The organism is Nocardioides iriomotensis (assembly GCF_004168035.1).
Lineage (GTDB): Bacteria > Actinomycetota > Actinomycetes > Propionibacteriales > Nocardioidaceae > Nocardioides_B > Nocardioides_B iriomotensis.
In genome coordinates, this window is sequence record NZ_SDPU01000022.1 from 25,507 (window position 1) to 50,471 (window position 24,965).

Below are 24,965 nucleotides of genomic sequence, written 5' to 3' on the forward strand. Positions count from 1 at the left end.
ATCATGACCGCGGCTGGGTCGGACGCCGGCTCGAGCCTCCGGCCGGCGTACGCCGCGACGCGTGTCCACCTGGGGATCGTCGCCGTCCTCTTCGGGTTGGCCGCCATCGGCTGGTGGTGGACGGTCGGCGAGATGCGCGGCATGGACGACGGGCCCTGGACCGCTCTGGGCACCTTCGCCTGGTTCCTCGGCGTCTGGGTCGTGATGATGGCGGCGATGATGTTCCCGTCGGTCTCCCCGACCGTCGCGCTGTACGCACGGATGAGCAGGTCGCGCGTTCTACCCGTGGCCTTCACCGCCGGCTACCTCGCCACCTGGGCCGCTGCCGGCGTGGTCGCGTTCGTGATCGCGCTCATCGCCACGCAAGCCGCGCACGGCACCCTGACGTGGGACAACGCCGGGCAGGAGGTCGCCGGGGTGACGCTGCTGGTGGCCGCCGGCTACGAGCTGACGCCCCTCAAGGACGTCTGTCTGGGGAAGTGCCGCAGCCCCCTCGGCACGCTGCTCGGCTCCTGGCGCGCCGGGTGGTCGGGTGCGTTTCGCATGGGACTCGGCAATGGAGCGTGGTGCGTCGGTTGCTGCTGGGCGCTGATGGCGTCGCTGTTCGCGCTGGGCGTGATGAGCGTGACCTGGATGGCCGTGGTCGCGGGGTTGATCGCGATCGAGAAGACGCTCCCGTGGCGTCGCGTGGCGACGTACGGGACGACGATCGTCCTGGTCGTGCTGGGCCTGCTCATGCTGGTTGCCCCCGAGACGCTTCCCGGGCTCACTGTCCCGGGCCAGAGCCCGATGCCCTCGATGTCACCGATGGGGCCCTGATCGGTTCAGGACGAGACGAGGATCGCCATCGTCTCTGGGAGGACCGTGTCGTAGCTCATCGCTTCGGACAGCTCGTCGGGCGGGTTCTCGAGGGCAGCGAACAGGACGTCGAGATCGGCGATGTCCATCACCAGTCCGACCTTCGTCCTGTCCCGGGGGTTCACGAACGTCCGGATGTTGCTGGCGCCCAACGAGGGCAGGATGTCCTCGCGCCTCGGCGACGCGAGCCAGTGGTCCGTGTCGGTGACGTCGTGGGTCACGATGATCGTCGGCATCACTCCTCCTTGGATCCGTGAGTCCGAGATCGGCACGCAGACAGGCGAGTCTGCGCGGCTCCATCGTTTCGCTTCCCTCTGCCGCCCGCCATGCCGGAAGGGGCTACTGGCCATGACGCGACATGACTACGTGGTCGCGGCGTCACCTGACCCGGACCTACGGAAAATGACCTGACTGCCCGGATCGGGCCCTAGGACTCTGGAAACTCAGCCGACCTCGGCCGCACACTGACACTCAGATCGCGCGGTTCGACAGCCCGACGGGGGACCGCCGACGGCTTGTTCTGCGGAAGCTGGTGATCGCATGACCCAGGAAGCGGCGCCCGGAACCACGTCGACGCCGGTGCCCACGCAACGCACCGTCCAGCACGAGCTTCCGACCGACCAGGTGAGCGCGGGGGAGCAGGTCCGATCCGTCGAACCCGTGGCGTTCGACCGCCTGCTGTCCGTCGCGGTGCTGACGCCCGCGCAGGCCTCGCTCCTGGCGGTGCAGCTGATCGAGGCCGCCCGACTCGACGGCGCGGGCAACGGCAGCTCCCCGGCCGGGACCCGCCTCGCCGGCGTGACGCTGACCCCGGCCGGTGAGATCGGCGTGACTCGCTCGGCCGCCGGTGCGGGTACGACGGTCACCGAGCTGATCGAGCAGCTGCTCGACAGCGCCCGCAGGCTCCCGGCGCACCCGAAGCCCGACCAGCTGGTGCTGCTGCGCAGTCTCGAGGAGGCGGCAGCCGACCCGCTGCTCGATCCGGAGGCGCGGGCCCGCGCACTGGAGGGGGCGCTGGTCGACACGTTGGGTCCCGGGGCTCGACAGCGGCTCACACGACAGCTCGCGGCGCTGGTCGCCGCGTTCGGCCACGTCGCTCCGGGCGTCCTGGTCGGCGCCGAGAAACGCCCGGCCCCGGGACCGGTGCGCTCCGCGGCTCCGGCGAGGAGCGCCGCCGACCTCAACCGCGCCGCACCGCCGCGACCCCCGGCAAGCCATGCAGGTCGCCGCAGCCGCGTCCTGCTGCGCCGACGTACGAAGGGTCGCGCGGTGCTCGTCGCCCTGGTCCTGGCGGCGGTGCTGGCGGTCGGCGGGTACGTCGTCCTGAACGGGCCGGGCTCGGACTTCGCCGGGTCGCTCGGCCGGGAGGACAACCCTGCTGCACCGGACACGACGGCCCCCGACCAACCCTCCGGGAAGCCTCCGCAGAAGCCGGACCGGGATCGCGCGCAGGCGGTCGCGTCCGTCGCGCCTCGCCAGGCCGGCCCGGTCACCGGGGTCGTCCTGCAGAGCGCAGGCAGCTGCCGACCGGGTTCGCTCTGCCCCGTGACGGTGACTGTGCACTTCCGGCCCGCATCGATCAGCCGCACCGTCGGCTGGAAGGTGGGAGCGGCCCGCGTCTGCAGGCCCGGCATCACCTGGTCGGGTCCGGTCACGGTGACCGCCCAACCCGGCTGGACCACCGTCTACGCCAGCTCGTCGGTCCGCGTCCCGAAGGGCCGGCGGCTCGCCCTCACCGCACTGACGACCACACCGGCCCGCGCCCAGTCGCGGCCCGTGCCGGTCGCCGGCGCCTCCTTGCAGTGCTGATCCGCCGTGCTCAGCGTCGAACGCGGGCTGTTGGGCGCACACCGGTCCCGCCCGAGGACGAACCGACCGGAGCAGCTCCCGGTTGCGGCCCTCCTCGATCCTCTCGCCGTCGGAGCGATAGTCGTGCTGGCCGGCCTCGGGCTGGCCAACCTCGCCGCTCTCGGTGACGAGGCCCTGATCCGGCACCAGCTCGTCGTCGATGTCGCCGGCGTGGCGCTCTTCCTGCTGTTGCGGCGCTGGCGCACCGACGGGCTCCGCTGGCTCGGGTGGGGTTGCTACCTGGTCAGCCTGGTGATGCTGGCAGCGGTCGACCTGGGGGGTACGACGGCCAACGGCGCCCGGCGATGGCTGGCCTTCGGCTCGTTCACCATGCAGCCCTCGGAGCTCGCCAAGCTCGGGCTCGTCCTGGTGCTGGCCCAGGTGCTCGCCACCGACAGACCGTGGCCGCGCCGTCTGGCAGCGGCCCTGGCCGTCGTCGCCCTCCCGATCGCTCTGATCGTCACCCAGCCGGACCTGTCCACGGCCGCGGTCCTGTGCGCGCTCACGGCGACGATGCTGGTGCTCGGCCGGATCCCGCTCAAGGTGCTCGTGCTCATCCTGGTCGCCGGCGTTCTGCTGCTGCCGTTCGGTGAGCAGTGGCTGCACCCCTACCAGCAGGAGCGGCTCAACGCCTTCCTGAGCGGCTCGACCGACGTCAACGGCTCCGGCTGGTCGATCCTGCAGATGCACATCGCGCTGGCCTGGGGCGGCCTGACCGGCGGCACGGAGCACCCGTTGCACCGGCTGGTGGCGCTCTACCTGCCCAGCCGGGAGACCGACCTCGCGTTCGCGAGCCTGGTGGAGCAGCACGGGATCCTCGCCGGCTGCCTGGCGGTCCTCGCCGCGGCCGTCCTCGTCTGGCGGGTCGTGGGTGCCAGCCGTCGGGCACTCAGCCGCCCCGCGGCGCTCGCCGCGGCGGGCTTCGCGGCGCTGGTGAGCGTGGAGGTCGCGGTCTCGGTGGCCAGCAACCTCGGTCTGATCCCGACCGCCGGGGTGCCGTTCCCGCTGCTCAGCTACGGCGGTACGGCGGCCACGGTGCACATCGCCACGCTCGGGCTCGTCCTCGCGCTCCGCGCCGACGGGGAGACGCATCGGCTCTGGCGCAGGGGAGGGCTCGACCCCCTGCGGCCGCGGCTGCTGCGCACCACCGCCCTCGCGGTCACCGCCGCCCTGCTCGCCATGGTCGGTTACGTCTGGCAGCTGCAGGCCATCGACGGGTCCGAGCTCCGTGCGGCCGCCCTGAGCCAGATGTTGCGGTGCACGCGCGTGCCCGCCGCCCGCGGCGACATCACCGACCGGCACGGAAGCCCCCTCGCCGTCGTCGTCCGGCGCGACCGGGTGGCGGCGGTTCCGGCGCTCGTGCAGCCCGACGACGTACCCGTCCTCGCGGCCCTCACCGCGCGGCCCGTCCATGGCGTGCGCCGGCTGCTCGACCGGCACCCCTCCAGCCTCGACCTCACCATCGCGACCCTTCCGAAGGCGGCCGGTCGGCGGGTCCGCGAGGCCGGGCTGCCGGGAGTGTTCGTCATCCCCGAGGCACGCCGGCGCTACCCGGAGGGTGGTTCGCTGGGCGCCGTGCTGGGGTGGACCGGCGTGGCGACTCCCGTCGAGATGGAGCGCTGGCCCGACCTGCCGCTCGGCGCCACCGTGGGCCGTGCCGGACTGGAGCAGGTCTACGACCCGATCCTGCGTGGCATCGACGGGCGGCAGTGCGTCTACGTCACACCCGCGGGCACGCCGATGGCCCTCGGCCCCTACACGCCACCCCGACGTGGCAGCACGCTCCGGCTCACCCTCGACCTGGGTCTGCAGCACAAGCTCTCCCGGGAGCTGGCGACGGTGCTCCGCGGCGTGCCGGGGCAGCCGCGCGGGGACCTCGGCGGGTCGGTGGTCCTTGATCCGAGGAACGGTCAGGTCCTGGCCATGGCGAGCCTGCCGACGTACGACAACCGGGTCTTCGGCCCTCCGGTCGACAGCGGGGCACTCGCGCGGCTGGAACGCCGCCCGGCGAGTCCGATGCTCGAGCACGTGACGCAGGTGGCGGCGCCGCCAGGGTCGACGTTCAAGCTGGTGGTGGCCGCCGCGAGCATGCGATCCGGCGTGGTGCCGCCCGACCGGGTGCTCCCGGGCGGCGGCGCCTGGACCCTGGGTGACCACACCTTCGGCAACTGGATGAGCCTGCCGGCGCAGAACCTGATGCAGGCGATCTCGTGGTCCAACAACGTGTACTTCTACCAGCTCGCCTGGGCCCTGGGGCCCTGGCCGATCATCCGCACGGCGCGCAGCCTCGGCGTCGGCCGGCCGACCGGCATCGACCTGCCGGGCGAGACCGGCGGCTACCTCGGCACCCCGGCCTCGATCTCCCGGGCGGGGGGCACCTGGTACCCCGGGTCCACCGTGATCCTCGGGATCGGTCAGGGCTATCTCGCCGTGACGCCGCTGCAGGACGCCCTCTGGACCGCCGGGATCGCCACGGGTGCCGTGGTCACACCCCATCTCGGCCTCGCGTACGGCGGGGGAGCGGACGGCTTCACGCGGATCGCGTGGCCGCGGCCGCGCCGGCTCGCCTACGCCCACCGGCTCGGGCCGGTGCGCGAGGGGATGGCGCTGGCCGCGACCTCCGGAACCGCCAGCATCCTGACCGCGCTCCCGGTCAGGGCGGGCGCCAAGACGGGATCCTCCCAGGACCCGTCGGCCCCCAACGGCGCGCCGGACTCGTGGTTCACCGCGGCCGCCCCGCTCGCGCGCCCACGGATGGTGGCGACCTCGTTCGTCCGCGGTGGTGGTCACGGGGTCAGCACGTCCGGCGTCGTCGTGCTCCCCGTGATGGAGTACTTCTTCGCCCACGAGCGGCAGATCCTGGGGACCGGGACCCGCCACGCGAAGCGCGGGTGACGCCCGCGAGCCGGCTCGCTCAGGCCGCGTCGAGGAAGGCGGTCTCGTAGGCGCGCACCACGTCCGGGTCGGACAGGCAGCGGGCGGCGCCCTCGGCCACGCAGGTCAACGGCCGATCCGCCATCCGCACCGGGAAGGCCAGCTCGGACTCGACGAGCTTGTCGAAGCCTCGGAGCAGGCTGGAGCCGCCGAACACCGTGAGCCCGTCGGTGAGGATGTCGTCGGCAGCCTGCGGTGGCAGGTCGTCGAGAGCGCCGGCGAGGGCCGCGATGATCGCGTCGGCGGTCGGCTTCAGCGCCTCGAGCACCTCCTCGGACTCCAGGGTCAGCAGCCGCGGTCTCCCGGTGCCGAGGTCGATGCCCTGCACCACCGAGGAGGGACCCTGGTCGGAGTCCACCCGGCACTTCAGCGCCTCCGCGGCCAGCTCGCCGACGAGCAGCCGGTGCTCGGCCCGCAGGTAGCGATAGAGGGCGAGCGTCATCTCGTCACCGGCGATCCGCGACGTCCGGTGGGACAGCACGCCGCCGTAGCAGAACGCGGTGATCTCCGACGTACCCCCGCCGATGTCGAGCACCATGCGCGCCCGCGGTTCGAGGGGATCGAGCCCGCACCCCACGGCTCCGGCGATCGGCTCGGGGATCAGCAAGGGCGACCGGATCCGGGCCTCGTCGGCCACCTCGAGGAGGGCACGCCGCTCCAGTGCCGTGGCGCCCGCCGGTACGCCGATCACCGCACGCGGACGGATCCGCCGCCACGCGGGTGCGGCGAGCATGCCCAGCACGCCGACCACGAACGCCCGGGCGGCCTCGAGGTCGACGATGACGCCGTCGTGGAGCGGCCGCATCGCCGTGAGCCCGACGGGGCAGCGGCCCATCAGGTCACGCGCCTCGTGTCCGAGCAGCACCGGTCGCACGCGCTTCGCTCGCGTCTCGGACACCCGGACCACCATCACCGACGGTTCGTCCAGGACCACCCCGTGGCGCTGGTGGCAGACCACCGTGTTGGCGGTACCGAGGTCGATTCCGAATCCGGTCATGTGGGCCCTCCCCGGGGCGACGCGGTGGCATCCACGGTACGGCGACAGGCGGCCGAGCGCACCGGGTCGTTCGACCCAGAAATCGGCCGCCTCGGCCGGCGGACGCGTCGTCGCCGGGTCAGCCGACCTTGCGGTACTTCCGGTGGATCGTCTGACGTGTGACGCCGAGGAGCACGCCGATCTCGGCCCAGCTCAGACCGCTGTGACGGGCCCGGCGCACCGCGACTTCCTCTCGACGCGACAGGTCTCGCTTGGCCGCCGCCACGGCAGCCAGCTCACCCACGACCCCGCCGTCGTCGTCCGTGCCGAGAGACGTCTTCACGGGTGTCAGCATATGCTGACATTCGGTCCCGCTCAAGATCGTCGACGATCTTCAGGTCGAACGCCTACAGTGCCCGACGTGACAGGGATCGGAACGGGGGACTGGCGGACGGTCGATGGCGTGGTGACGGCATGGTTCGACGCGCCGTCACTGAGCGCGGGGGCTTCGCTGGCCGGGCGCATCGTGGAGCTGTCGGCCGGCATCCTGGTCGACCTCCGCGCGACAGGTCTGCGGGTGCGCCTCGACTCGGACGAGCACGCCGAGGCAGTGTCGCGGGCCGCCCGGGATCTCGGGCTCAGCGCCGACCCCGCCGTACTGCAGCACCTGAGCGTCGTGCTCGAGTCCGCCAACCCCGCGGGGGTGCGGCAGTTCTGGCAGGGCGTGCTCGACTACGCGCCCACCGAGGACGGCGGCCTGGCGGATCCGTGGCAGCGCGACCCCGCGATCCGGATCCGGCAGTCGAACGAGCCACGACACCTGCGAAACCGCATCCACCTCGACGTCGTGCGGCCCGCCGCGGCGGTCATGCAGGCGAGTCCCGGTGAGGCGTCGGGACCCTACGGCGTCTGTCACGCCGACCCCGACGGCAACGAGGTCGACCTGGTGCCGGGCGACCCGCTCGGCGAGACGGCAGGAACCTCCGACTGGCAGACGGTGTTCGGCGCGATCGCGGGCTACCGCGTCGCCTCGCCGACGCAGCAGCGTGACCTGGCCGCCGCAGCGGGACAACTGGCGGACGACGCCGGCTTCCCGTTGCTGGTCGACCTGCGCCCCGGACTCGTGATCCTCGACAGCGGCAAGGACCAGGCGGAGGAGGACGCCCACGGCCTCGACCTCGACTTCACCGACCTCGCCGCAAACCTCCAGACCGCCGCGCGCGGGCTCGGGGCCACCGCCGATCCGGCGCTGCCGCGCTTCGTCCAGCTCTTCCTCGACGCCGCAGACGTCGCCGCGGTCCGCGCGTTCTGGGCCGCCGCACTCGGATACACCCAGGACCGGCGAACCGAGGTGAGCGACATCCACGACCCACGGCGGCTCAACCCGGTCCTGGTGTTCCAGGAGATCGACGCCTCGGAGACGGAACGGTGTCGGCAGCGCAATCGCATCCACGTCGAGCTCGCTGTGCCGGCGGACGTCGCCCGGGCGCGCCTCGCCTCGACCATCGCCGCCGGCGGCCGTCTCCTCGACGAGTCGGAGGATCGCCGGCGCGTCGCCGACCCCGAAGGCAACGAGCTGGTGATCGTCACCGGGACCTGAGCCCGCGAACTACCTGCGGGCGCGAGGCAACGGCGAGAATGACCCGATCGAGCCCTGGGTCGCGGGTCCGCATGCGACCTACGGTGAGGAGGACGTTCACCAACGACTGACCAGGCATCCGGCATCCGGCATCCGGTGGCCCAGGCAGTCTGCGCCGGACGGGTCCGGCTCCACAGTGATGGCTCCTCGCGCAAGGAGACGGACAATGGGCACGTGGAACGCGATGACCCCGGAGGCCAAGGGCACGATCCTCCGGGTCGTCCGTCAGGAAGCACAGCAGTTCTTCGACCTCGTCGACGACGAGGCGGCCTGGCAGGCTCCGACCGGGGCCGGTCACTGGGAGGTCCGGGACCTCGTCGGTCACCTGGTCGACACGACGGAGTCCTACTTCCCGGCGTTCGACGCTGCCCGGAACCACACCGAGGTCGACCCGCCCTACGGCCTGCCCGGGATGGCGGACCGGTGCGACGAGATGGCGCAGGCGTTCCGCTCGGTCCCGCGTGAGGAGCTCGTCGAGCGTGCCCGCACCGACTTCGACAAGATGATGGAGACCTTCGACGCGCTGACGGACGAGGACTGGACCGACCTCCTGGTCTCGCACTTCTACATGGGTCCGTTGCCGGCGTTCTTCTACCCGGCCTTCCAGCTCATGGACTACGGCGTTCACTCCTGGGACGCCCGCCAGGGGAGCGGCCGGGCGCACGGTCTCACGGGCGAGGCCGCCGACCTGCTGACGCCGTTCATGTTCGTGCTGTGGCAGTACACCATCAACCCGGTCACCCCGGAGGACGAGTGCGAGATCGGGATCCGCATCACCTCCGGCCCGAACGCCGGCGACACCCGGGTCTCCTTGACCAGGGAGGGCTTCTCGTACGCCGCGGGCGACGTGGGCGACCTGACCGTGCTGGAGTTCGACCCCGGGAGCTTCGTGCTCACCGCGTTCGGCCGCAGCAACGCGGGGACGATCAGGGGCGACCGCGCGGTGGCCGACCGGTACCTGAACATCTTCTTCAGGATCTGAGCACCCGCGGATGGCCGCGGCGGCGCGGCCCGCTCGGGTTCCGCACAGTCGAAGGTGACGTGGAACTGTGCTCGCCGGGGCTCAGCGACCGGTGGTTCGGTTCCAGAACTGGTGGGTGTGGCCGCTGGCCGTCGTCACCGACTCGATGGTGAAGCGGTCCTGGACCTCGGCCAGCCCTTCCCACATCGAGACCCCGACACCGAGAGTGATGGGCACGGTGACCAGGTGCATGAAGTCCACCAGATCAGCCGCGAGAAACTGGCGGACCGTGGAGGGGCCACCACCGATGCGCACGGCCCGTCCGTCGGCGAAGGCGAGAGCCCGCTCGAGCGCATCGTCGGGCGCGGCATCGACGAAGTGGAAGCTCGTCCCGTTGCCGAAGTGGATGGGGTCCCGCGGGTGGTGCGTGAGGACCAGCACGGGAGTTCGGAAGGGGGGCTCGTCTCCCCACCAGCCCCGCCACTCGTCGTCGGTCCACGCACCGGTCTGCGGACCGAACTTGCCCCGACCCATGATCTCGGCGCCGATGCCCTGGCCCCACGTGCTGGTGAGTGCTCGGTCGACCGTGATCGGGTCGTCGATGGCGCCGAGGCCGTGGATGACGCGGCCGTCGAAGCCGGCGAACAGCCGTTCGGCCCCACCGATCGGTGCTTCGTGGGTGATCGACGTCCCCGCGCTGTAGCCATCGAGCGAGACGAAGAAGTTGTGCACACGCGTCTTGGCCATGACTTCTCCTCCAGGACGAATCGATGTCGGTCGAGCTTTGTCCCGTCGCGGCGGGGCGACCCTCGATCGGTACCACCGAGTCCATGCGTGTGCCCCGCGGTGGTCAGCTGTCGAGTGCCTCTCGGGCCACGCGCACGTCATCGGTGCTGAAGACCAGACGTATTCCGCCGAAGGTCGTGTATGCCAGGTCGATGTTCACGTTGGCGTCGGCCAGCCGACGCGCCATCTCGCCGAGCGCGCCGGGCTCGTCCGAGACGCTCACGACGAACACCTCACGCTCGTCCGCCACTCCGAGTCCGGCCTGGGTGAATGCCTCCCGCAGTGCCTCGAGCCTCTCGTCGGCGACGAGCACGTGAACGACACCCTTGCCCTCGCCTGTGAATGCGGCGAATCCGTCGATGTTCACCCCGGCGGCGCCCGCGACCTCTCCCAACCGAGCCAGCTCACCCGGCCGATCGTCGAGGATCACGGTCACGTCGTACGCCATCACCCTGATGGTGCACCCGGACCTCGACGGGCGCCACTCCACCCAGCTCAGCAGCGACTCCCGCGGTCTGATCGGGGTGGCCGACCGTAGAGAAGCGTCGTGCTGCGCTCGGTGGCACGGTAGAAAAGACCCATGGCCGGGCACAGCCGGGGCAAGCACTCGCCAGCACCTCGGACCGAGACGCATCTGCATCTCGCCGACCGCTTCGTGGCGCACAACTACTACCCGCTCCCGGTGGTCATCGCCGAGGCGGAAGGGGCGTGGGTCACCGACGTCGACGGCAACCGCTACCTGGACTGCCTCGCCGGCTACTCCGCCCTGAACTTCGGGCACCGGCACCCCGACCTGCTGCGCGCCGCCGGCGACCAGCTCGAGCGGGTCACGTTGACCAGCAGAGCCTTCCACAACGACCAGCTGGGCCCGTTCTGCCGCGACCTCGCCCAGCTGTGCGGCATGGACAGAGTGCTGCCGATGAACACCGGTGCCGAGGCCGTCGAGTCGGCGATCAAGGTCGCCCGCAAGTGGGGCTACGACCTCAAGGGGCTGCCGACGAACGAGGCCAACCTCGTGGTAGCCGCCGGCAACTTCCACGGCCGAACCACCTCGATCGTGAGCTTCTCCACGGATCCGCTCGCCCGGGAAGGGTTCGGTCCCTTCACACCCGGCTTCCGGATCGTGGCGTACGGCGACGTCGACGCGATCCGTGGCGCCATCGACGCCAACACCGTCGGGGTGCTGCTCGAGCCGATCCAGGGCGAGGCCGGGGTGATCATCCCGCCGCCGGGCTACCTCAGGGCCGTCCGCGAGCTGTGCACCGCGAGCGACGTGCTGCTCATCGCCGACGAGATCCAGTCCGGCCTGGGCCGGACCGGCACCACGTTCGCCTGCGAGCTCGAAGGAGTCGTCCCGGACGTGTACGTGCTGGGCAAGGCCCTCGGAGGCGGAATCGTCCCCGTCTCGGCGGTGGTCTCCTCCGATGCCGTCCTGGGGGTGCTGCATCCGGGCAACCACGGATCGACGTTCGGCGGGAACCCGCTGGCGGCGGCGGTCGGTCGGGCGGTCGTGGCCCTCCTGTCGACCGGGGAGTTCCAGAAGCGTGCCCGTGAGCTCGCCGGCGTGCTGGAGAGCGGACTGCGGCAGTACCTCGGCGCCGGCCTCGTCGACGTGCGCGTCCAGGGTCTGTGGGCAGGCGTCGACATCGACCCCACCCTGATGAGTGGCCGGGAGATGAGCGAACGGATGCTCGCCAAGGGCGTGCTCATCAAGGACACCCACGGGTCCACGATCCGACTCGCACCGCCCCTCGTCATCGAGGAGGCAGACCTCGCGTGGTTGATCGAGCGGCTCGGCACCGTGCTGGCCGAGGCACGCTGACCAGCTGACTGGACGAAGCATCGCTCGGCGTCGCGCAGCGGGGTGCGTCGCCGGGGTGGACTGCGCGCCAGCTTTGCGCACGAACGGGAGCCGGGTAGAAACCCTGCCATGCCCGACTCCGTGAGCACGTCCGCTACCCCTGCCGCTGACTACGACGGGTTCGCTGCGGCGTACTCGGCCAGCAACGAGAACAACCTCTTCAACGCCTACTACGCGCGTCCGGAGATGATGCGCCTTGCCGGCGACGTCGCCGGTCTGAAGATCCTCGACGCCGGATGCGGGTCGGGCCCCATGATGGAAGCCCTGCGCGCCAAGGACGCGGTCGTGTCCGGCTTCGACCTGAGCCCCGCCATGGTCGAGCTGGCCCGCCGAAGGCTGGGCGAGGGCGCGGACGTGAGAGTCGCAGACCTTGCCGCGCCGCTGCCCTATCCCGACGACGCGTTCGACCTGGTCGTCGCCTCACTGTCCCTGCACTACGTCAAGGACTGGGCCCCGGTGCTGGCCGAGCTGCGGCGTGTGCTCGAGCCCCGCGGTCGGCTCATCGTCTCGATCATCCACCCGACGGTCTACGCGATCGTGTACCCCGAGGCCGACTACTTCGCCCTTACCCAGTACTCCGAGGACTACGACTTCGGCGAGGGGACCGTGTGGATGACCTACTGGCACCGGCCCCTGCAGGACGTCGTCAACACGTTCATCGACGCGGGGTTCGGCATCAAGGAGGTCACTGAGCCGCCGCCAGCGGTCAACACTCCAGCGGAGCTGCTGCCCACCGCTGACGGTCGCTCGTTCATCTGCTTCCTGTTCTTCGAGCTCGAAGCGCGTTGATCAGGTGCGGCGCACCTTGAGACGGGCTGGGCACAGGTGTGCTCGGGCCTGGCCACCGTCACCGACACAGTGCTCGATGAAGAGCGTCGCCATGGCGCGAACAAGGGATTCCGGAGCCCGTCCGTCGCGCCGACTGGCACACGGATCCCGGCGTGGATGACACTTCGGAGGTGCTGATCGACCCTGGGGACTACTTCGAGCTCACGATGGAGGAGCTGCGCGAGGTCGCTCGCTTCGCCGTCCAGAGCGCCGAGGAGGTCCTGGGCATGTTCGAAGAGGCGAAGCCGGATGATCCCCGCCCAAGGGCGGCAGTCGGAGCCGCCTGGGAGTTCGTGAACGGCGCCGGGCGAACCAATCTGCAGAGAGCCACCGCCATGGACGCACACCGCGCCGCCAAGGAGGCGCCGAGTGAAGCGGCGAAGCACGCGGCACATGCCGCGGGTGACGCCGCGGCGGCCGCGTACCTGCACCCGTTTGCGAAGGCCGACCAGGTCGGTCACATCCTGCGCTCATCGGCGCATGCAGCGCGCGCAGCGGAGCTCCTCGCGGGCGACGACCACCTTGCCGGGCCGGAGCTCGTCGGCAGAGCAGCCACACGCGCGACGCCCGGGCTTGTCGACGTACTTCGTCGATACCCACCGGCTCCGACAGGCAAGAGCCGAGTCGCAGAACTGATGAGCCTGCTGGACGACACCCTCCGGAGGAGGTGATCGCGCGAGATGCGGTCAACGGTCCCGGGAGCCGGAGAGCCTTGTCGTGCACCTGTCCTGCGGGGATGCTGACTCGCATGAAGCCCGTCGAGCTCGAGCTCGAGCGCACGATCCCGGCACCGATCGACCAGGTGTTCGCGCGGTTGGTCGACATCGAGGGGCACAACGACTGGATGGCCGGGACGAAAAGCATGCTCAAGCACACCCGGCAGACCTCTCCCGGTGAGCCTGCCGTCGGGACGACCTTCGTCGACGAGACGCGCCAGGGCTCCATGCCCGGGGAGATTGCCGAGATGGAGGCGCCGCACACGATCGTCTTCCACTGGTGGGAGACGTCGAAGTCAGGCAGGTTGACGTTCGAGGGCTGGCCGAGCTATCACCTGCAGCCCTCCCGTGACGGCGAGACGCTGGTCCGCCATCGCGCCAAGCTGGTGTCCTACGGCGTGTGGCGCCTGGGGACACCGCTCTGGCGCCGGCTCGCCGTCAGAGAGCGCACCATCACGATCGACGCGCTCAAGGCATCCTTCGAACGACAGTCCTCGTGACGCACCAGTTCACGTCGTCCCGTGGCGGTGAGGGCGCGGTTTCCCGTGACCTTCCTTGCTCGCCGAGACTTTGGGACTCGTCGCCTCACATCCCGAGCGACTCCCAGGGACCCCAGATCGCGAACGTCATGCCCTTGCTGGACTGGATGTTCACGAACAGGGTGTGGCCGTCGGGGCTGAACGTCGACCCGGCGAACTCGTCCTCGGTGCGATCGGCGCCGGTGCTGCTGGTGAGCTGGTTCCAGGCGATGTTGATCAGCTCGCCGTCGGGGCGCAGCGCTCGGATGTAGTTGTCGTTGGACCCGTCCTCGCAGACCACGATGGTGCCGTTGCGGCTGGTCACGTTGTCGGGGAAGTCGAGGGTGTCCGGGTCCGGCGATTCGTAGACCATGGTGAGCGTCTCGGCACGCGTGTCGTAGGCCCAGATCTGGCCGCGGCCGTTGCCGTAGCCCCCGGCGCTGTCCTGCATCACCGTCTCGGCCGGCCCGCCGCCCTGGGTCGAGGTGAAGAACACGACGCCGTCGTCACACACCTGGCCCTCGAGCCGGGAGAAGTACGCCGCGCCCTGCTCCCAGCCCTGCGAGCTCGTGTGCACGATCGCCTGGTCGTTGGTCATGCCGGTCTTCGCCACCGGGTCGTAGTCGCCGCGGAAGTCGGGCTCCGCGATCGGCACCCACTCCACGTCGTACGTCGTGCCGCGGGGGTGGCTGGCCTCGAGGTGCGCGTTGTCGGTGCCCTTGACCTTGAGCATCTCGAGACGGCCCTTGTTGTCGAGCTTGCCGGTGCGCATCGGGTCGTTCTTCGGCGTGTAGCGGTAGAAGCCCGAGGGGAAGGCGAAGTTGTCCTCGGTGAGGTAGAGCGCGCCGCTGTCGGGGTCGAACGACACCGCCTCGTGCGCGAACCGCCCGGCGCGGGTCAGCGGCTTGCCGGGGGCGTCGCCGAGCGAGCGCCTGCCGACGGGCACCTCGAAGACGTAGCCGTGCGGCTTCTGCAGCCCGGTGTTGGGCGCGCCGGTGAAGTCGGGGCCGACGTCGGGGCCGTTGACGGTCTCCTCGCAGGTCACCCAGGCGCCCCACGGCATCCGGCCCCCGGAGCAGTTCATCATCGTGCCGCTGAGGCTGGTGAAGGCGTCGAGCACCTCGCCCTCGAGCGTGGTGTGCACCGTCGTCGTACCGCCGCCGGCGGCGGAGTCGTAGGGCTCGCGCGGGCCGAACGCGCCGGGGGAGCCGTTGACTTCGTGGTTGCGGATCAGCACGACCGTCGGGTCGCCGCGGTGGCGTCCACCGGCGAACGCGCCCATGCCGTCGTGCCGCCCGGGCAGGGTGGTGCCGTCGGCGAGCACGACCGGCGACTCCGTGTCGTGGAACGACCGGTACTTGAAGCCCTCGGGCAGGTGCAGCCGCACCTTGCCGTCGCGCTGGTCGGGCACCGGCACCAGGCCGGCGGTGACGGCGGCGGCCGGCACGGTAGCCCCCGTCGCCGACGAGACGAAGCCGGCGAACGGGCCGCCGACGGCGAGGGCGGCGAGGCCGCCCTTGAGCACGGTACGGCGTTCCACGGCCGAGGACTGCAGGCTCATCAAACCTCCCGAAAGGTGACGGACCGGCACACCCTACTCACGAGGTGCCGCGCGAGGGAACAACCAATTTCGTCGGCGATCCGCCCGCCTGGATCACCCCGAGAACCGCAGACGAATCGTGGTGCTACGCCGGGCCCGCACGGGGAACTCGCTCGTTCAGGAAGTCGGTCGAGCGGCGGCGTTACCACACCGGACCCGGCCCAAACGTCGGCACCCCGGGGGACCAGACCGGACCCGGGCCGGGGGTTGACAGGGTCGTGTGACGACGGGCACGTTACCGATGTAACCGTTTTCAGAAACCGGTTACAGGACTCGCTGAACACCACTCGGGAGGTGCTGTGCGACCCACCATCCGCGACGTCGCGCAGCACGCCGGCGTCTCGATCGCCACCGTCTCGCGCGCGCTGCGCGACTCGGGCAGCGTCCGCAAGGACACCCGCGCCCGGGTGCTCGAGGCCGCCGAGCAGCTGAACTTCACGCCCAGCCGCCTCGGCCGCCAGCTCGCCGAGCGCCGGCACGCCGCCAACGGCATCGTCTTCCCCGACCTGTCCGGCCCCTACTACGCCGAGGTCGTCCTCGGCTACGAGGCGGTCGCCGCCGAGCGCGAGCGGTCCGTGCTGATCCTCTCCACCCACGGCCGCGCCAACGCGGAGGCGATGGTCGAGGACCTCGCCACCCGGTGCGACGGCATGGTCGTGATGGGCCGGACCATCTCCGATGACGCCGTCGAGCGACTGGTCTCGCGCGGGATGCCGGTCGTCCTGCTCGCCCGCCCGCCCATCGGTGACATCGACTCCGTCAACGCCGACAACCGGACCTCGGCCGTGGCGCTCGGCCGGCACATGCTGGCCCAGGGCGCACGCCGGGTCGCGTTCGTCGGCGATCCCGCCGCCTCGCCGGACGTGCAGGAGCGGTGGAGCGGCCTCCAGGACGCGCTCGCCGAGGCCTCCGCGAAGGGTGAGGCGACCGTCGACCTCGTCAGCGTCCAGGGCTTCGGCGAGGAGACCGGCGCCGCCGTCGCCCGGCGCGCGCTCGAGTCGCGCAACCGGAGGCCGCTGCCCGACGCGTTCGTCTGCGCCAACGACGAGCTCGCGCTCGGGCTGATGGACACCCTCCTCGCGGCCGACGTCGCCGTGCCGGACCGCGTGCTGGTCTCCGGCTGGGACGACGTGATGGCCGCCCGCTACGCCGGACTCACCACGGTCCGGCAACCCATGCGTGCACTGGGCGGCACCGCCGCCCGGCTGCTCGACGAGCTGGTCACCGGCGCTCGGACGGAACCGCGCCACGAGCTGCTCCCCACCGAGCTGGTCACCCGGGCCAGCACCTCACCCCACCCTGCACAGAAGTGAGAGGAATCCGATGAGACGACCCACTCGACCCGCCCGTCGGTTCACCGGCGCCGTGGCGGTCCTGGCCGTGGCCGGCCTGACCCTGACCGCCTGTGGCCGTGACAGCGCCTCCGAGGACGGCGGCCCCGGCCAGACCGACGCCATCTCCGAGGGCAAGGCCTCGGGCACGATCGAGGTCTGGGCGATGGGCACCGAGGGCGAGGAGCTCGGTGACTTCGTGAAGGACTTCGAGTCCGACAACCCCGAGGCCACCGTCAAGGTCACCGCCGTTCCCTGGGAGGCCGCGCACGACAAGCTCTCCAACGCGATCGCGGCCGGCGAGACCCCCGACGTCAGCCTCATCGGGACCACCTGGATGGGTGAGTTCGCGGAGGCCGGCGGTCTCGAGCCCACCCCCGAGGGCCTCGTCGACGAGGCCGACTTCTTCGAGGGCCCGTGGGGCTCCACGGTCGTCGGCGACACGTCGTACGGCGTCCCCTGGTACGTCGAGACCCGCGTCCTCTACTACCGCACCGACCTGGCCGAGAAGGCAGGCTGGTCCGAGGCGCCGCAGAACTGGGACGAGCTGAAGCAGTTCGCCACCGACCTCGAGAAGAAGGCCGGCGCCGAGTACGGCATGCACCTCCAGCCCGGCCAGACCGGCTCGTGGCAGACCGTGCTCCCGTTCGCCTGGTCCAACGGCGCGTCGGTCACCAACGAGGACGGCACGGAGTACACCATCGACACCCCCGAGATGCAGGAGGCGCTGGAGTACTACAAGTCCTACTTCGACGAAGGTCTCGCCAACGACGGCACCCTCGACCCCGGCGAGCTCGAGAGCGGCTTCGCCGACGGCAAGTACGGCGCGTTCATCTCCGGCCCGTGGCACACCGGCCTCGTCGAGGACGCGGGTGTGAAGACCGACCAGTACGCCGTCGCCCCGCTGCCCGGCAAGGACAGCGCCCCGGGCACGTCGTTCGTCGGCGGTGGTGACCTCGCGGTCTTCGCCGACTCCGACAACAAGGAGAACGCCTGGAAGCTCGTGCAGTGGCTGTCCGAGCCTGACGTCCAGTCCGCCTGGTACGAGACGATCGGTGACCTGCCGGCCGTCAAGTCCGCCTGGGAGAGCGGCGAGCTCGCCAGCGACGAGCAGCTCCAGGTCTTCGGCCAGCAGCTCGAGACCACGGTCGCGCCGCCGGCCGTCCCGAGCTGGGAGCAGGTCGCCGCGGTGATCGACGCCGACGTCGAGAAGGCCGTCAAGGGCGCGATGCCCGTCGACGAGGCCGTGAAGGACATGCAGTCCCAGGCCGGCTCGATCGGCACCGGCCTGTAGTCATGGCCACCGCGACGACCGCGCCGACGCGTGCGGGTGCCGACCAGGCACCCGCACGCGGGACGGACCCGATGCGCAAGCAGCAGGCCCGCGCCGCCTGGATCCTGGCGGCACCGTTCCTGGTGCTGTTCCTGGTCTTCACCGCCGGCCCGGTGCTGGCCAGCCTCGGGATGAGCTTCACCGACATCAAGCGCACGGACATCCGCACGCCGTTCGCGGTGGGGTTCATCGGCTTCGACAACTACGCGCAGCTGCTCGGCGACCCGCTGTTCCGCAAGGTCATGGTCAACACCGGCCTGTACGTCGTGCTCGGTGTCCCGCTGACGATGGGCCTGGCCCTGGCGGTGGCCGTCATGCTCAACCGCATCGAGCGCCTCAAGGGCCTCTTCCGGGTCGGCTACTACCTGCCGGTGGTGACCAGCATCGTGGCCGTCTCCGTGGTCTGGAAGTTCCTGCTGCGCCCCGAGGGCGGTCTCATCAACGAGGCGCTGGGCCTCGTCGGGCTGCCCCAGCCGGAGTGGCTCGACAACCCGGACCTCGCCCTGCCGGCCCTCGTCGTGATGGCGGCCTGGCGCAACCTCGGCTCGCTGATGATCATCTTCCTCGCCGGCCTCCAGACGATCCCGGACGAGGTCAAGGAGGCCGCGCAGGTCGACGGTGCCCGCGGCTGGGACGTGTTCCGCAGGATCACCCTGCCGATGCTCAAGCCGACGCTGCTGTTCGGTGCGGTGATCACCTCGATCGGCTACCTCCAGTTCTTCGAGGAGGCCTTCGTGATGACCAAGGGCGGGCCGCTCGACGCGACCCGGTCCGTCACGTTCTTCACCTACGACCAGTTCGGCTACGGCAACTACGGCCTGGCCGCCTCCGCGAGCTACCTGCTGTTCATCGCCGTCGTGGTGCTGACCTACGTCCAGTTCAAGATCTTCGGCGAGAAGGACTGATGCGCTGATGGCCACCCAGACGCCCGTCCGCCCCGACGCCGCTCCGGCCGCGCCGGTCGCCGGACCCTCGAAGCAGGGCGCCAACCCCGACCGCGGCGGAGCCGGGACCTACCTCGCCCTCGGCATCGGGCTGATCCTGATGACCATCCCGTTCCTGTGGATGGCGATCTCGGCGATCAAGCCCGAGGCGGAGATCCGCCGCGTGCCGCCGACGTGGCTGCCCGAGACGTTCACCCGGGCCAACTTCGACGAGCTGTTCACCCGGCTCGACTTCATGACGTACTTCGTCAACTCGACCGTCGTCGCGGTCGCCGTGACCGTCGGCAACATGATCTTCTGCTCGATGCTCGGCTACGCCCTGGCCAAGCTGGAGTTCCGCGGCAAGAAGGTGCTGTTCGCCGTGGTCCTCGCGACGCTGATGATCCCCGGCGTTGTGACGTTCGTGCCGCTGTTCGTGCTCACGGTGAACCTCGGCCTCGCCAACACGCTCACCGGCATGATCCTGCCGTTCCTGGCCGGCCCGTTCGGCGTCTTCCTGATGCGGCAGTACATCCTCAGCCTGCCCGACGAGCTGATCCACGCCGCTCGGGTCGACGGCGCGGGGGAGCTGCGCATCTTCGCGCAGGTCATCCTGCCGCTGTGCTGGCCGGCCCTGGCCACGCTCGGCATCCTGACGTTCCTGGGCTCGTGGAACCAGTTCCTGTGGCCGCTCGTCGTCGCCACCAACGAGGACAAGTACACCCTGCCGGTGGCGATCGCGCTCTACGCCGTCGGCCAGAACGCCACGCAGTACGGCCTGCTGCTCGCCGGCTCGGTCGTCACGGTCATCCCGGTGATCGCCGTCTTCCTGTTCCTGCAGCGGCACATCATGCAGGGCATCTCGATGACCGGCATCAAGTAGCACCCGTCCCGCTGCACCGCCCTCACAACAACTCGTCCACTTCTCGGGAGGAAGAGACATGCAGGAGCTCCGTCGTACCCGACGGGAACGCAGGCGGCTGCTCGCCGCCGCCACCGCCGTGGCGATCGTGACCGGCCTGGTCGCGCTCGGCGCGACCACCGGCACCGCGGCCGCCGCCGACAACGACAAGTTGCTGAAGAAGTACCTCGCCGACACCTGGAGGTCGATGGCCGCGATGGCGCACCCGCGCACCGGCCTGCCGTCCGACAACATCGGCGGGTCGCTGAACCAGAAGACCCGCAGCGAGTTCACCTCGCCGACCAACATCGGCGCGTACATGTGGAGCGCCGTCGCCGCCCGTGACACCGGCCTGATCACCGCCACCGAGGCCCGCGAGCGGGTCGCGAAGACGCTGGCGTCGGTCGCGAAGCTGGAGCGCAACGAAACCAGCGGCATGTTCTACAACTGGTACAACCCCACCAACGGCAAGAAGCTCTACACGTTCCCCGAGTCCGGTGACCCGATCAAGCCGTTCCTGTCGTCGGTCGACAACGGCTGGCTCGCCACCGGCCTGCTGCTCGTCGAGCGGGCGATCCCGGCCCTGCACGACGAGGCGCACGCGATCCGCAAGGACATGAACTTCGCCTGCTACTACAACCCCAACGAGAACGCCCCCGCCGGCCAGATCCGCGGTGGCTTCTGGGACGAGGACCCGAAGGAGACCGCGCCGGTCAAGGGCGCCTACTGCGGCGGCCCCGAGGTCTGGTACACCGGCCACCACTACGGCGCCTTCAACACCGAGCCGCGCATCGCGTCCTACCTCGGGATCGCCGCCGGCCAGATCCCCGACAAGCACTACTTCGGCACCTACCGCACGTTCCCCAACGACAACTGCGACTGGTCCTGGACCGAGACCAAGCCGGTCGGCCAGTGGCGGGAGTACATGGGCGTGCGGGTCTTCGAGGGTGCGCTGCCCTACCGCGGCCTGAACGTGGTCCCGACCTGGGGCGGCAGCATGTTCGAGGCGCTGATGGTGCCGCTGTTCGTCCCCGAGGAGAAGTGGGGCGACAAGTCCTGGGCGATCAACCACCCGCTGTACGTCGAGGGCCAGATCGAGCACGGCATGAGCGAGGCCGGCTACGGCTACTGGGGCTTCTCGCCCTCGAACAACCCGGCCGGCGGCTACCGCGAGTACGGCGTCGACCAGCTCGGCATGGACGGCCCCGGCTACACCTCCGACCAGGAGCGCACCACGGTCGACCAGGCCTACGAGGGCTGCCGCGAGGGCCAGCCGGCGCCGACGTCGTACGGCGACGGCGTGGTCACGCCGCACGCGTCGTTCCTCGCGCTGCGCTACGCCGAGGACGCCGCAGTGCAGAACCTGCAGAACATCAAGGACGACTTCGACGCCTACGGCCCCGGTGGCTTCTACGACGCGGTCGCGGTCCGCAGCGGCCAGGTCTCCAAGCGCTACCTCGCCCTCGACCAGGGCATGGTCATGGCCGCCCTCGGCAACCGCCTCGCCGGAGACAGCCTGCGCGGCTACGTGTCCCAGGGCGCGATGCGCGAGCACCTCGAGCCGATGATGCGCATGGAGGAGTTCTCGGCGGGACGCGCTCAGTGACCCAGCCGTCACGCAGGCCCAACGTGCTCCTGGTCGTCGCCGACGACCACGCCGCGAACGCGGTCGGCTGCTACGGAGGCCCGCACCGGGTCACCCCGCAGATCGACCGCGTCGCGGCGGAGGGCATGCGGTTCGACGCGTGCGGCTGCACCAACTCGCTGTGCTCGCCGAGCCGGGCGACGATCCTCACCGGCACGTACAACCACCGCAACGGTGTCACGACGCTGTCGACGGAGTTCGACAACCGGCAGCCGACGTTCCCGGAGCTGCTCCGGGACGCCGGCTACCGCACGGCGCTGTTCGGCAAGTGGCACCTCGGTCACGGGCCCACGCACGACCCTCGCGGGTTCGACACGTGGGAGGTGCTGGACGACCAGGGCGAGTACGTCGACCCGACGTTCCTCCTCGCGGACGGCACCTCCCACGTGCGGCCGGGGTACGCGACCGACGTGATCACCGACCTCGCGCTGGACTGGCTGGACGACCCGGCCGGCGGCGCGGGGGACGCGCCCTGGTGCCTTCTGGTGCAGCACAAGGCGCCGCACCGGCCGTGGGTGCCCGCCGAGCGGCACCGGGAGCTGTTCACCGACGGCTTCGAGCCGCCGTCGACGTTCTGGGACGACTACGAGGGCCGCGCCACCGCGGCCCGTGACGCCCGGATGCGGGTCGCCCGTGACCTGAACGCCGAGGACCTCAAGGCGGACCCGCCGGACGGGCTCGACGACAAGGGTCGTGCGCGGTGGGCGCTCGATCGCTACCTCGCCGACTACCTGCGTTGCGTCGTCGCCGTCGACGAGGGCGTCGGGCGGCTGCTCGACCACCTCGACGCGCGTGGGGAGGCCGACGACACGGTGGTCGTCTACACCAGCGACCAGGGCTTCTTCCTCGGCGAGCACGGCTGGTACGACAAGCGCTTCATGTACCGCGAGTCCCTCGAGTCGCCCTTCGTCGTCCGCTACCCGCGCCTCGTCCCGCCGGGCTCGTCCAGCGACGCCCTGGTCCTCAACGTCGACTTCGCGCAGACGTTCCTCGACCTGGCGGGCGTTGCGGCACTGCCACGCATGCAGGGCCGCTCGCTCGTCCCGCTGCTGCGCGGCGACGACCCGGAGACGGTCGGCTGGCGCACCGAGACCTACTACCGCTACTGGGAGCACCTCGACGGGATCCACCACGTGGCGGCGCACCGGGGCATCCGCACGCGCGACCGCAAGCTCGTGCACTACTACGGCTCCGGCTGCGGCCAGCCGGGCGCGTCCACGCAGGAGATCCCGGCCGAGTGGGAGCTGTTCGACCTCGAGCGCGACCCCGAGGAGCTCCGCTCCGTGTACGACGACCCGGCGTACGCCGGCGACGTACGCACCCTGACCAGCGCCCTCGACCGGCTCGCGGCCGAGCTGGGCGACGACGTCCCCGACCCGAGCCCCACAGAACAGAGGGAGAACACCCGTGACTGACGCACGCGCCGACTGGGAGCAGCGCATCGGCATCCGCAGCGGCGGTGTCGACGACGGAGCCCCCAGGGAGCTCACCAGCAACGCGCCCCGTCTCGGGGGGCCGGCGGGTGTCACCGCGACCGCCGGCGGCGGCCAGGTGACGGTCGATTGGCAACCGGTGCCCGGTGCCGTCGGCTACCAGGTGCACGTCGCCGACACGGCCGACGGGCCGCTCACGCCGGTCGACCACCACGGCATGGACGTGAAGTCCGTCCCGCACCCGCCGTACGTCGACACGACGGGCACGGTCGGGCAGCAGCGGTGGTACGCCGTGAGCACGCTGTCCGACGTGGTCGTCGAGGGCGAGCCGTCGCAGCGGGTGTCCGCCACCCCCGGCGACGCCGCCGGCCCGGTGACGCTGGCCGTGGACGCCGGGGGAGACGCGGGCCGGCTGGCCCGTCCCTGGCGGCCGATGATCGGCAGCGAGCACCTGTCGCACACCATCTCCACCGACACCACCGGTGGCCGGGTCATCGGCGAGGAGCTCACGTCCGCCTTGACCGCCGCGGTCACCGAGCTCGGCGTGAAGACGGTGCGCGCGCACGGGATCCTCTGTGACGACCTCACTGTCTACACGGAGGTCGACGGCGAGCCCGTGCACGACTTCACCGGCGTCGACAAGGTCTACGACCACATCCGCAGCCTCGGGCTGTACCCGGTCGTCGAGATCTCGTTCATGCCGCACGACCTCGCCAGCGACCCCGGCAAGACCGTCTTCGACTACGGCGCGATCGTCTCGCCGCCCAAGGACTGGCAGCGCTGGTACGACCTGGTCCACGACCTGACCGCCCACGTGGTCGAGCGCTACGGGATCGACGAGGTCGTCGAGCACTGGTCGTTCGAGGTCTGGAACGAAGCCAACCTCGAGGTCTTCTGGTCCGGCACCCCCGGCGAGTACATGAAGATGTACGACGTCACGGTGGCCGCCGTGCGCGCGGTCGACGACCGGCTCGTGGTCGGCGGCCCGTCCTCCGCAGCGGCCGGCTGGGTCGAGGAGCTGCTCGCGCACGTCGACCGGACCGGCTCGCCGCTCGACTTCGTCTCCACGCACACCTACGGGTCGCCGCCGCTGGACTTCCGGCCGCAGCTCGAGCGCTACGGCCGCGCCGGCACGCCGATCTGGTGGACCGAGTGGGGCGTCACGCCGAAGCACTTCAACGAGGTCAGCGACGCCGTGTTCTCCGGGGTCTTCCTGCTCCGCGGCATGGCCTCGGCGATGGACCGGATCGAGGCGCTGTCCTACTGGGTGGTCTCCGACCACTTCGAGGAGCTCGGCCGGCCGCCGGCGCTGCTGCACGGCGGCTTCGGCCTGCGCACCGTGGGCGAGCTGCGCAAGCCGCGCTGGTGGGCGCTCGCGCTGCTGGAGCGGCTGCACGACCGCCGGCTCCCGGTGGCCCTCGGCGGCGACGGAGGCGGATCGCTCGTCGAGGCGATCGCGACCCGCGGCGACGCCGGTGAGGTCTCGGTGCTCGCCTGGAACATGACGCTCGACCAGTCGAAGGCCGCGGGCGAGGCCGGGCTCGACCGGACGGTGGCGCTGCGCGTCGACGGGCTCACCGCCGGGGCGACGTACACCCTGACCCGCGAGGGCGTCGACGCCGACCACTCCAACGTCGCCGCGACGTGGGCGGCGCTCAAGGAGGACGACCAGGCCTGGCCGACCGAGGAGCAGTGGGAGACGCTGCGCAAGGCCGACCGGCTCGAAGAGCTGGCCGCGCCCGTCGAGGTGACGGCCGACAAGCAGGGCACGGTCACCGTCGAGGTGACGCTGCGGATGCCGTCGATGCACTTCCTGCACCTGGCGCCCGGCTGACGGACCTCCCCTGGGCAACGCGCCGCTCCTCCGGCTCGGG

Annotated in this window: 22 protein-coding genes; 16 read left to right on the plus strand and 6 right to left on the minus strand. The window is 70.9% G+C overall.

All coding sequences use genetic code 11. The features are described 5' to 3' along the window. Positions 1 to 3: 3 nt before the first annotated feature. Positions 4 to 819, plus strand: a complete 816-nt coding sequence (locus ETU37_RS11000; RefSeq protein WP_129987380.1) for a DUF2182 domain-containing protein — start codon at positions 4 to 6, stop codon at positions 817 to 819. Between the two features lie 5 nt (positions 820 to 824). On the opposite strand, the gene ETU37_RS11005 is transcribed toward ETU37_RS11000, so the two are convergent. Further along, entirely contained in the window at positions 825 to 1,094 is a 270-nt protein-coding gene (locus tag ETU37_RS11005) for a hypothetical protein (protein WP_129987381.1), read from the minus strand. Positions 1,095 to 1,398: 304 nt separating this feature from the next. Here ETU37_RS11005 and ETU37_RS11010 point away from each other — a divergent pair, with 304 nt between their 5' ends. Continuing rightward, a complete protein-coding gene (locus ETU37_RS11010) occupies positions 1,399 to 2,667 on the plus strand; it encodes a hypothetical protein (protein WP_129987382.1) in 1,269 nt (422 codons plus the stop codon). A 6-nt stretch (positions 2,668 to 2,673) separates the two neighbouring features. Next, positions 2,674 to 5,601, plus strand: a complete 2,928-nt coding sequence (locus ETU37_RS11015; protein ID WP_129987383.1) for an FtsW/RodA/SpoVE family cell cycle protein — start codon at positions 2,674 to 2,676, stop codon at positions 5,599 to 5,601. Between the two features lie 19 nt (positions 5,602 to 5,620). Here the strand turns inward: ETU37_RS11015 and ETU37_RS11020 are convergent, their stop codons facing one another. Further along, positions 5,621 to 6,637 (minus strand): rod shape-determining protein, encoded by a 1,017-nt coding sequence (locus ETU37_RS11020; protein WP_129987384.1) that lies wholly within the window; start codon positions 6,635 to 6,637, stop codon positions 5,621 to 5,623. A 118-nt stretch (positions 6,638 to 6,755) separates the two neighbouring features. Further along, complete coding sequence (locus tag ETU37_RS11025; RefSeq protein WP_129987385.1) at positions 6,756 to 6,959, minus strand: hypothetical protein; 204 nt, start codon at positions 6,957 to 6,959, stop codon at positions 6,756 to 6,758. Positions 6,960 to 7,037: 78 nt separating this feature from the next. On the opposite strand from ETU37_RS11025, the gene ETU37_RS11030 reads away from it, so the two are divergent. Together ETU37_RS11030 and ETU37_RS11035 are read left to right on the plus strand one after the other, a co-directional pair. Continuing rightward, entirely contained in the window at positions 7,038 to 8,216 is a 1,179-nt protein-coding gene (locus ETU37_RS11030; RefSeq protein ID WP_129987386.1) for a VOC family protein, read from the plus strand. A gap of 205 nt (positions 8,217 to 8,421) precedes the next feature. Continuing rightward, on the plus strand, positions 8,422 to 9,237 hold the full coding sequence (locus ETU37_RS11035) for a maleylpyruvate isomerase family mycothiol-dependent enzyme (RefSeq protein ID WP_206053876.1): 816 nt from the start codon (positions 8,422 to 8,424) through the stop codon (positions 9,235 to 9,237). Positions 9,238 to 9,318: 81 nt separating this feature from the next. Here the strand turns inward: ETU37_RS11035 and ETU37_RS11040 are convergent, their stop codons facing one another. Then, the gene (locus tag ETU37_RS11040; protein WP_129987387.1) at positions 9,319 to 9,963 is read right to left on the minus strand and encodes a dihydrofolate reductase family protein; all 645 of its coding nucleotides are present in this window, start codon (positions 9,961 to 9,963) and stop codon (positions 9,319 to 9,321) included. 103 nt (positions 9,964 to 10,066) lie between these two features. Continuing rightward, positions 10,067 to 10,450, minus strand: coding sequence for an amino acid-binding protein (locus tag ETU37_RS23190; protein WP_165372499.1), 384 nt, complete (start codon positions 10,448 to 10,450; stop codon positions 10,067 to 10,069). 132 nt (positions 10,451 to 10,582) lie between these two features. Between ETU37_RS23190 and rocD the strand changes: the two genes are divergently transcribed. From rocD to ETU37_RS11060, 4 genes are all read left to right on the plus strand, one after another. Further along, a complete protein-coding gene (rocD, locus tag ETU37_RS11045) occupies positions 10,583 to 11,824 on the plus strand; it encodes an ornithine--oxo-acid transaminase (protein WP_129987388.1) in 1,242 nt (413 codons plus the stop codon). Positions 11,825 to 11,932: 108 nt separating this feature from the next. Beyond that, on the plus strand, positions 11,933 to 12,652 hold the full coding sequence (locus ETU37_RS11050) for a class I SAM-dependent methyltransferase (protein ID WP_129987389.1): 720 nt from the start codon (positions 11,933 to 11,935) through the stop codon (positions 12,650 to 12,652). Positions 12,653 to 12,804: 152 nt separating this feature from the next. Further along, positions 12,805 to 13,362, plus strand: a complete 558-nt coding sequence (locus tag ETU37_RS11055; RefSeq protein ID WP_240755673.1) for a putative immunity protein — start codon at positions 12,805 to 12,807, stop codon at positions 13,360 to 13,362. Positions 13,363 to 13,439: 77 nt separating this feature from the next. After that, positions 13,440 to 13,907, plus strand: coding sequence for an SRPBCC family protein (locus ETU37_RS11060; RefSeq protein WP_129987390.1), 468 nt, complete (start codon positions 13,440 to 13,442; stop codon positions 13,905 to 13,907). Positions 13,908 to 13,992: 85 nt separating this feature from the next. Here ETU37_RS11060 and ETU37_RS11065 read toward each other — a convergent pair whose 3' ends face one another. Next, positions 13,993 to 15,486 carry a PhoX family protein gene (locus ETU37_RS11065; RefSeq protein ID WP_129987391.1) on the minus strand — a complete coding sequence of 498 codons (1,494 nt, stop codon included), beginning with the start codon at positions 15,484 to 15,486 and terminating at the stop codon, positions 13,993 to 13,995. A 338-nt stretch (positions 15,487 to 15,824) separates the two neighbouring features. Here ETU37_RS11065 and ETU37_RS11070 point away from each other — a divergent pair, with 338 nt between their 5' ends. From ETU37_RS11070 to ETU37_RS11100, 7 genes are read left to right on the plus strand one after another with little or no spacing between them, the layout of a single operon-like run. Beyond that, the gene (locus tag ETU37_RS11070) at positions 15,825 to 16,838 is read left to right on the plus strand and encodes a LacI family DNA-binding transcriptional regulator (protein ID WP_129987392.1); all 1,014 of its coding nucleotides are present in this window, start codon (positions 15,825 to 15,827) and stop codon (positions 16,836 to 16,838) included. Between the two features lie 10 nt (positions 16,839 to 16,848). Continuing rightward, positions 16,849 to 18,150, plus strand: a complete 1,302-nt coding sequence (locus ETU37_RS11075; protein WP_129987393.1) for a sugar ABC transporter substrate-binding protein — start codon at positions 16,849 to 16,851, stop codon at positions 18,148 to 18,150. Positions 18,151 to 18,152: 2 nt separating this feature from the next. After that, on the plus strand, positions 18,153 to 19,094 hold the full coding sequence (locus ETU37_RS11080) for a carbohydrate ABC transporter permease (RefSeq protein WP_240755674.1): 942 nt from the start codon (positions 18,153 to 18,155) through the stop codon (positions 19,092 to 19,094). A 7-nt stretch (positions 19,095 to 19,101) separates the two neighbouring features. Next, positions 19,102 to 19,995, plus strand: a complete 894-nt coding sequence (locus ETU37_RS11085; RefSeq protein WP_129987394.1) for a carbohydrate ABC transporter permease — start codon at positions 19,102 to 19,104, stop codon at positions 19,993 to 19,995. 58 nt (positions 19,996 to 20,053) lie between these two features. Further along, positions 20,054 to 21,619 carry a glucoamylase family protein gene (locus ETU37_RS11090; RefSeq protein WP_129987395.1) on the plus strand — a complete coding sequence of 522 codons (1,566 nt, stop codon included), beginning with the start codon at positions 20,054 to 20,056 and terminating at the stop codon, positions 21,617 to 21,619. Then, on the plus strand, positions 21,616 to 23,073 hold the full coding sequence (locus tag ETU37_RS11095; RefSeq protein WP_129987396.1) for a sulfatase family protein: 1,458 nt from the start codon (positions 21,616 to 21,618) through the stop codon (positions 23,071 to 23,073). The genes ETU37_RS11090 and ETU37_RS11095 overlap by 4 nt, the downstream gene beginning before the upstream one ends. Beyond that, positions 23,066 to 24,925 (plus strand): GH39 family glycosyl hydrolase, encoded by a 1,860-nt coding sequence (locus ETU37_RS11100; RefSeq protein WP_129987397.1) that lies wholly within the window; start codon positions 23,066 to 23,068, stop codon positions 24,923 to 24,925. Before ETU37_RS11095 ends, ETU37_RS11100 begins: the two co-directional genes overlap by 8 nt. The last annotated feature ends 40 nt before the right edge of the window (positions 24,926 to 24,965 follow it).

Excerpts from the sequence above, each read along its gene's own strand:
- ETU37_RS11000 (WP_129987380.1), top strand. The coding sequence starts at position 4 with ATGACCGCGGCTGGGTCGGACGCCGGCTCGAGCCTCCGGCCGGCGTAC.
- ETU37_RS11005 (WP_129987381.1), bottom strand. The coding sequence starts at position 1,094 with ATGCCGACGATCATCGTGACCCACGACGTCACCGACACGGACCACTGG.
- ETU37_RS11010 (WP_129987382.1), top strand. The coding sequence starts at position 1,399 with ATGACCCAGGAAGCGGCGCCCGGAACCACGTCGACGCCGGTGCCCACG.
- ETU37_RS11020 (WP_129987384.1), bottom strand. The coding sequence starts at position 6,637 with ATGACCGGATTCGGAATCGACCTCGGTACCGCCAACACGGTGGTCTGC.
- ETU37_RS11035 (WP_206053876.1), top strand. The coding sequence starts at position 8,422 with ATGGGCACGTGGAACGCGATGACCCCGGAGGCCAAGGGCACGATCCTC.
- ETU37_RS11040 (WP_129987387.1), bottom strand. The coding sequence starts at position 9,963 with ATGGCCAAGACGCGTGTGCACAACTTCTTCGTCTCGCTCGATGGCTAC.
- ETU37_RS23190 (WP_165372499.1), bottom strand. The coding sequence starts at position 10,450 with ATGGCGTACGACGTGACCGTGATCCTCGACGATCGGCCGGGTGAGCTG.
- rocD (WP_129987388.1), top strand. The coding sequence starts at position 10,583 with ATGGCCGGGCACAGCCGGGGCAAGCACTCGCCAGCACCTCGGACCGAG.
- ETU37_RS11050 (WP_129987389.1), top strand. The coding sequence starts at position 11,933 with ATGCCCGACTCCGTGAGCACGTCCGCTACCCCTGCCGCTGACTACGAC.
- ETU37_RS11060 (WP_129987390.1), top strand. The coding sequence starts at position 13,440 with ATGAAGCCCGTCGAGCTCGAGCTCGAGCGCACGATCCCGGCACCGATC.
- ETU37_RS11065 (WP_129987391.1), bottom strand. The coding sequence starts at position 15,486 with ATGAGCCTGCAGTCCTCGGCCGTGGAACGCCGTACCGTGCTCAAGGGC.
- ETU37_RS11075 (WP_129987393.1), top strand. The coding sequence starts at position 16,849 with ATGAGACGACCCACTCGACCCGCCCGTCGGTTCACCGGCGCCGTGGCG.
- ETU37_RS11080 (WP_240755674.1), top strand. The coding sequence starts at position 18,153 with ATGGCCACCGCGACGACCGCGCCGACGCGTGCGGGTGCCGACCAGGCA.
- ETU37_RS11085 (WP_129987394.1), top strand. The coding sequence starts at position 19,102 with ATGGCCACCCAGACGCCCGTCCGCCCCGACGCCGCTCCGGCCGCGCCG.
- ETU37_RS11090 (WP_129987395.1), top strand. The coding sequence starts at position 20,054 with ATGCAGGAGCTCCGTCGTACCCGACGGGAACGCAGGCGGCTGCTCGCC.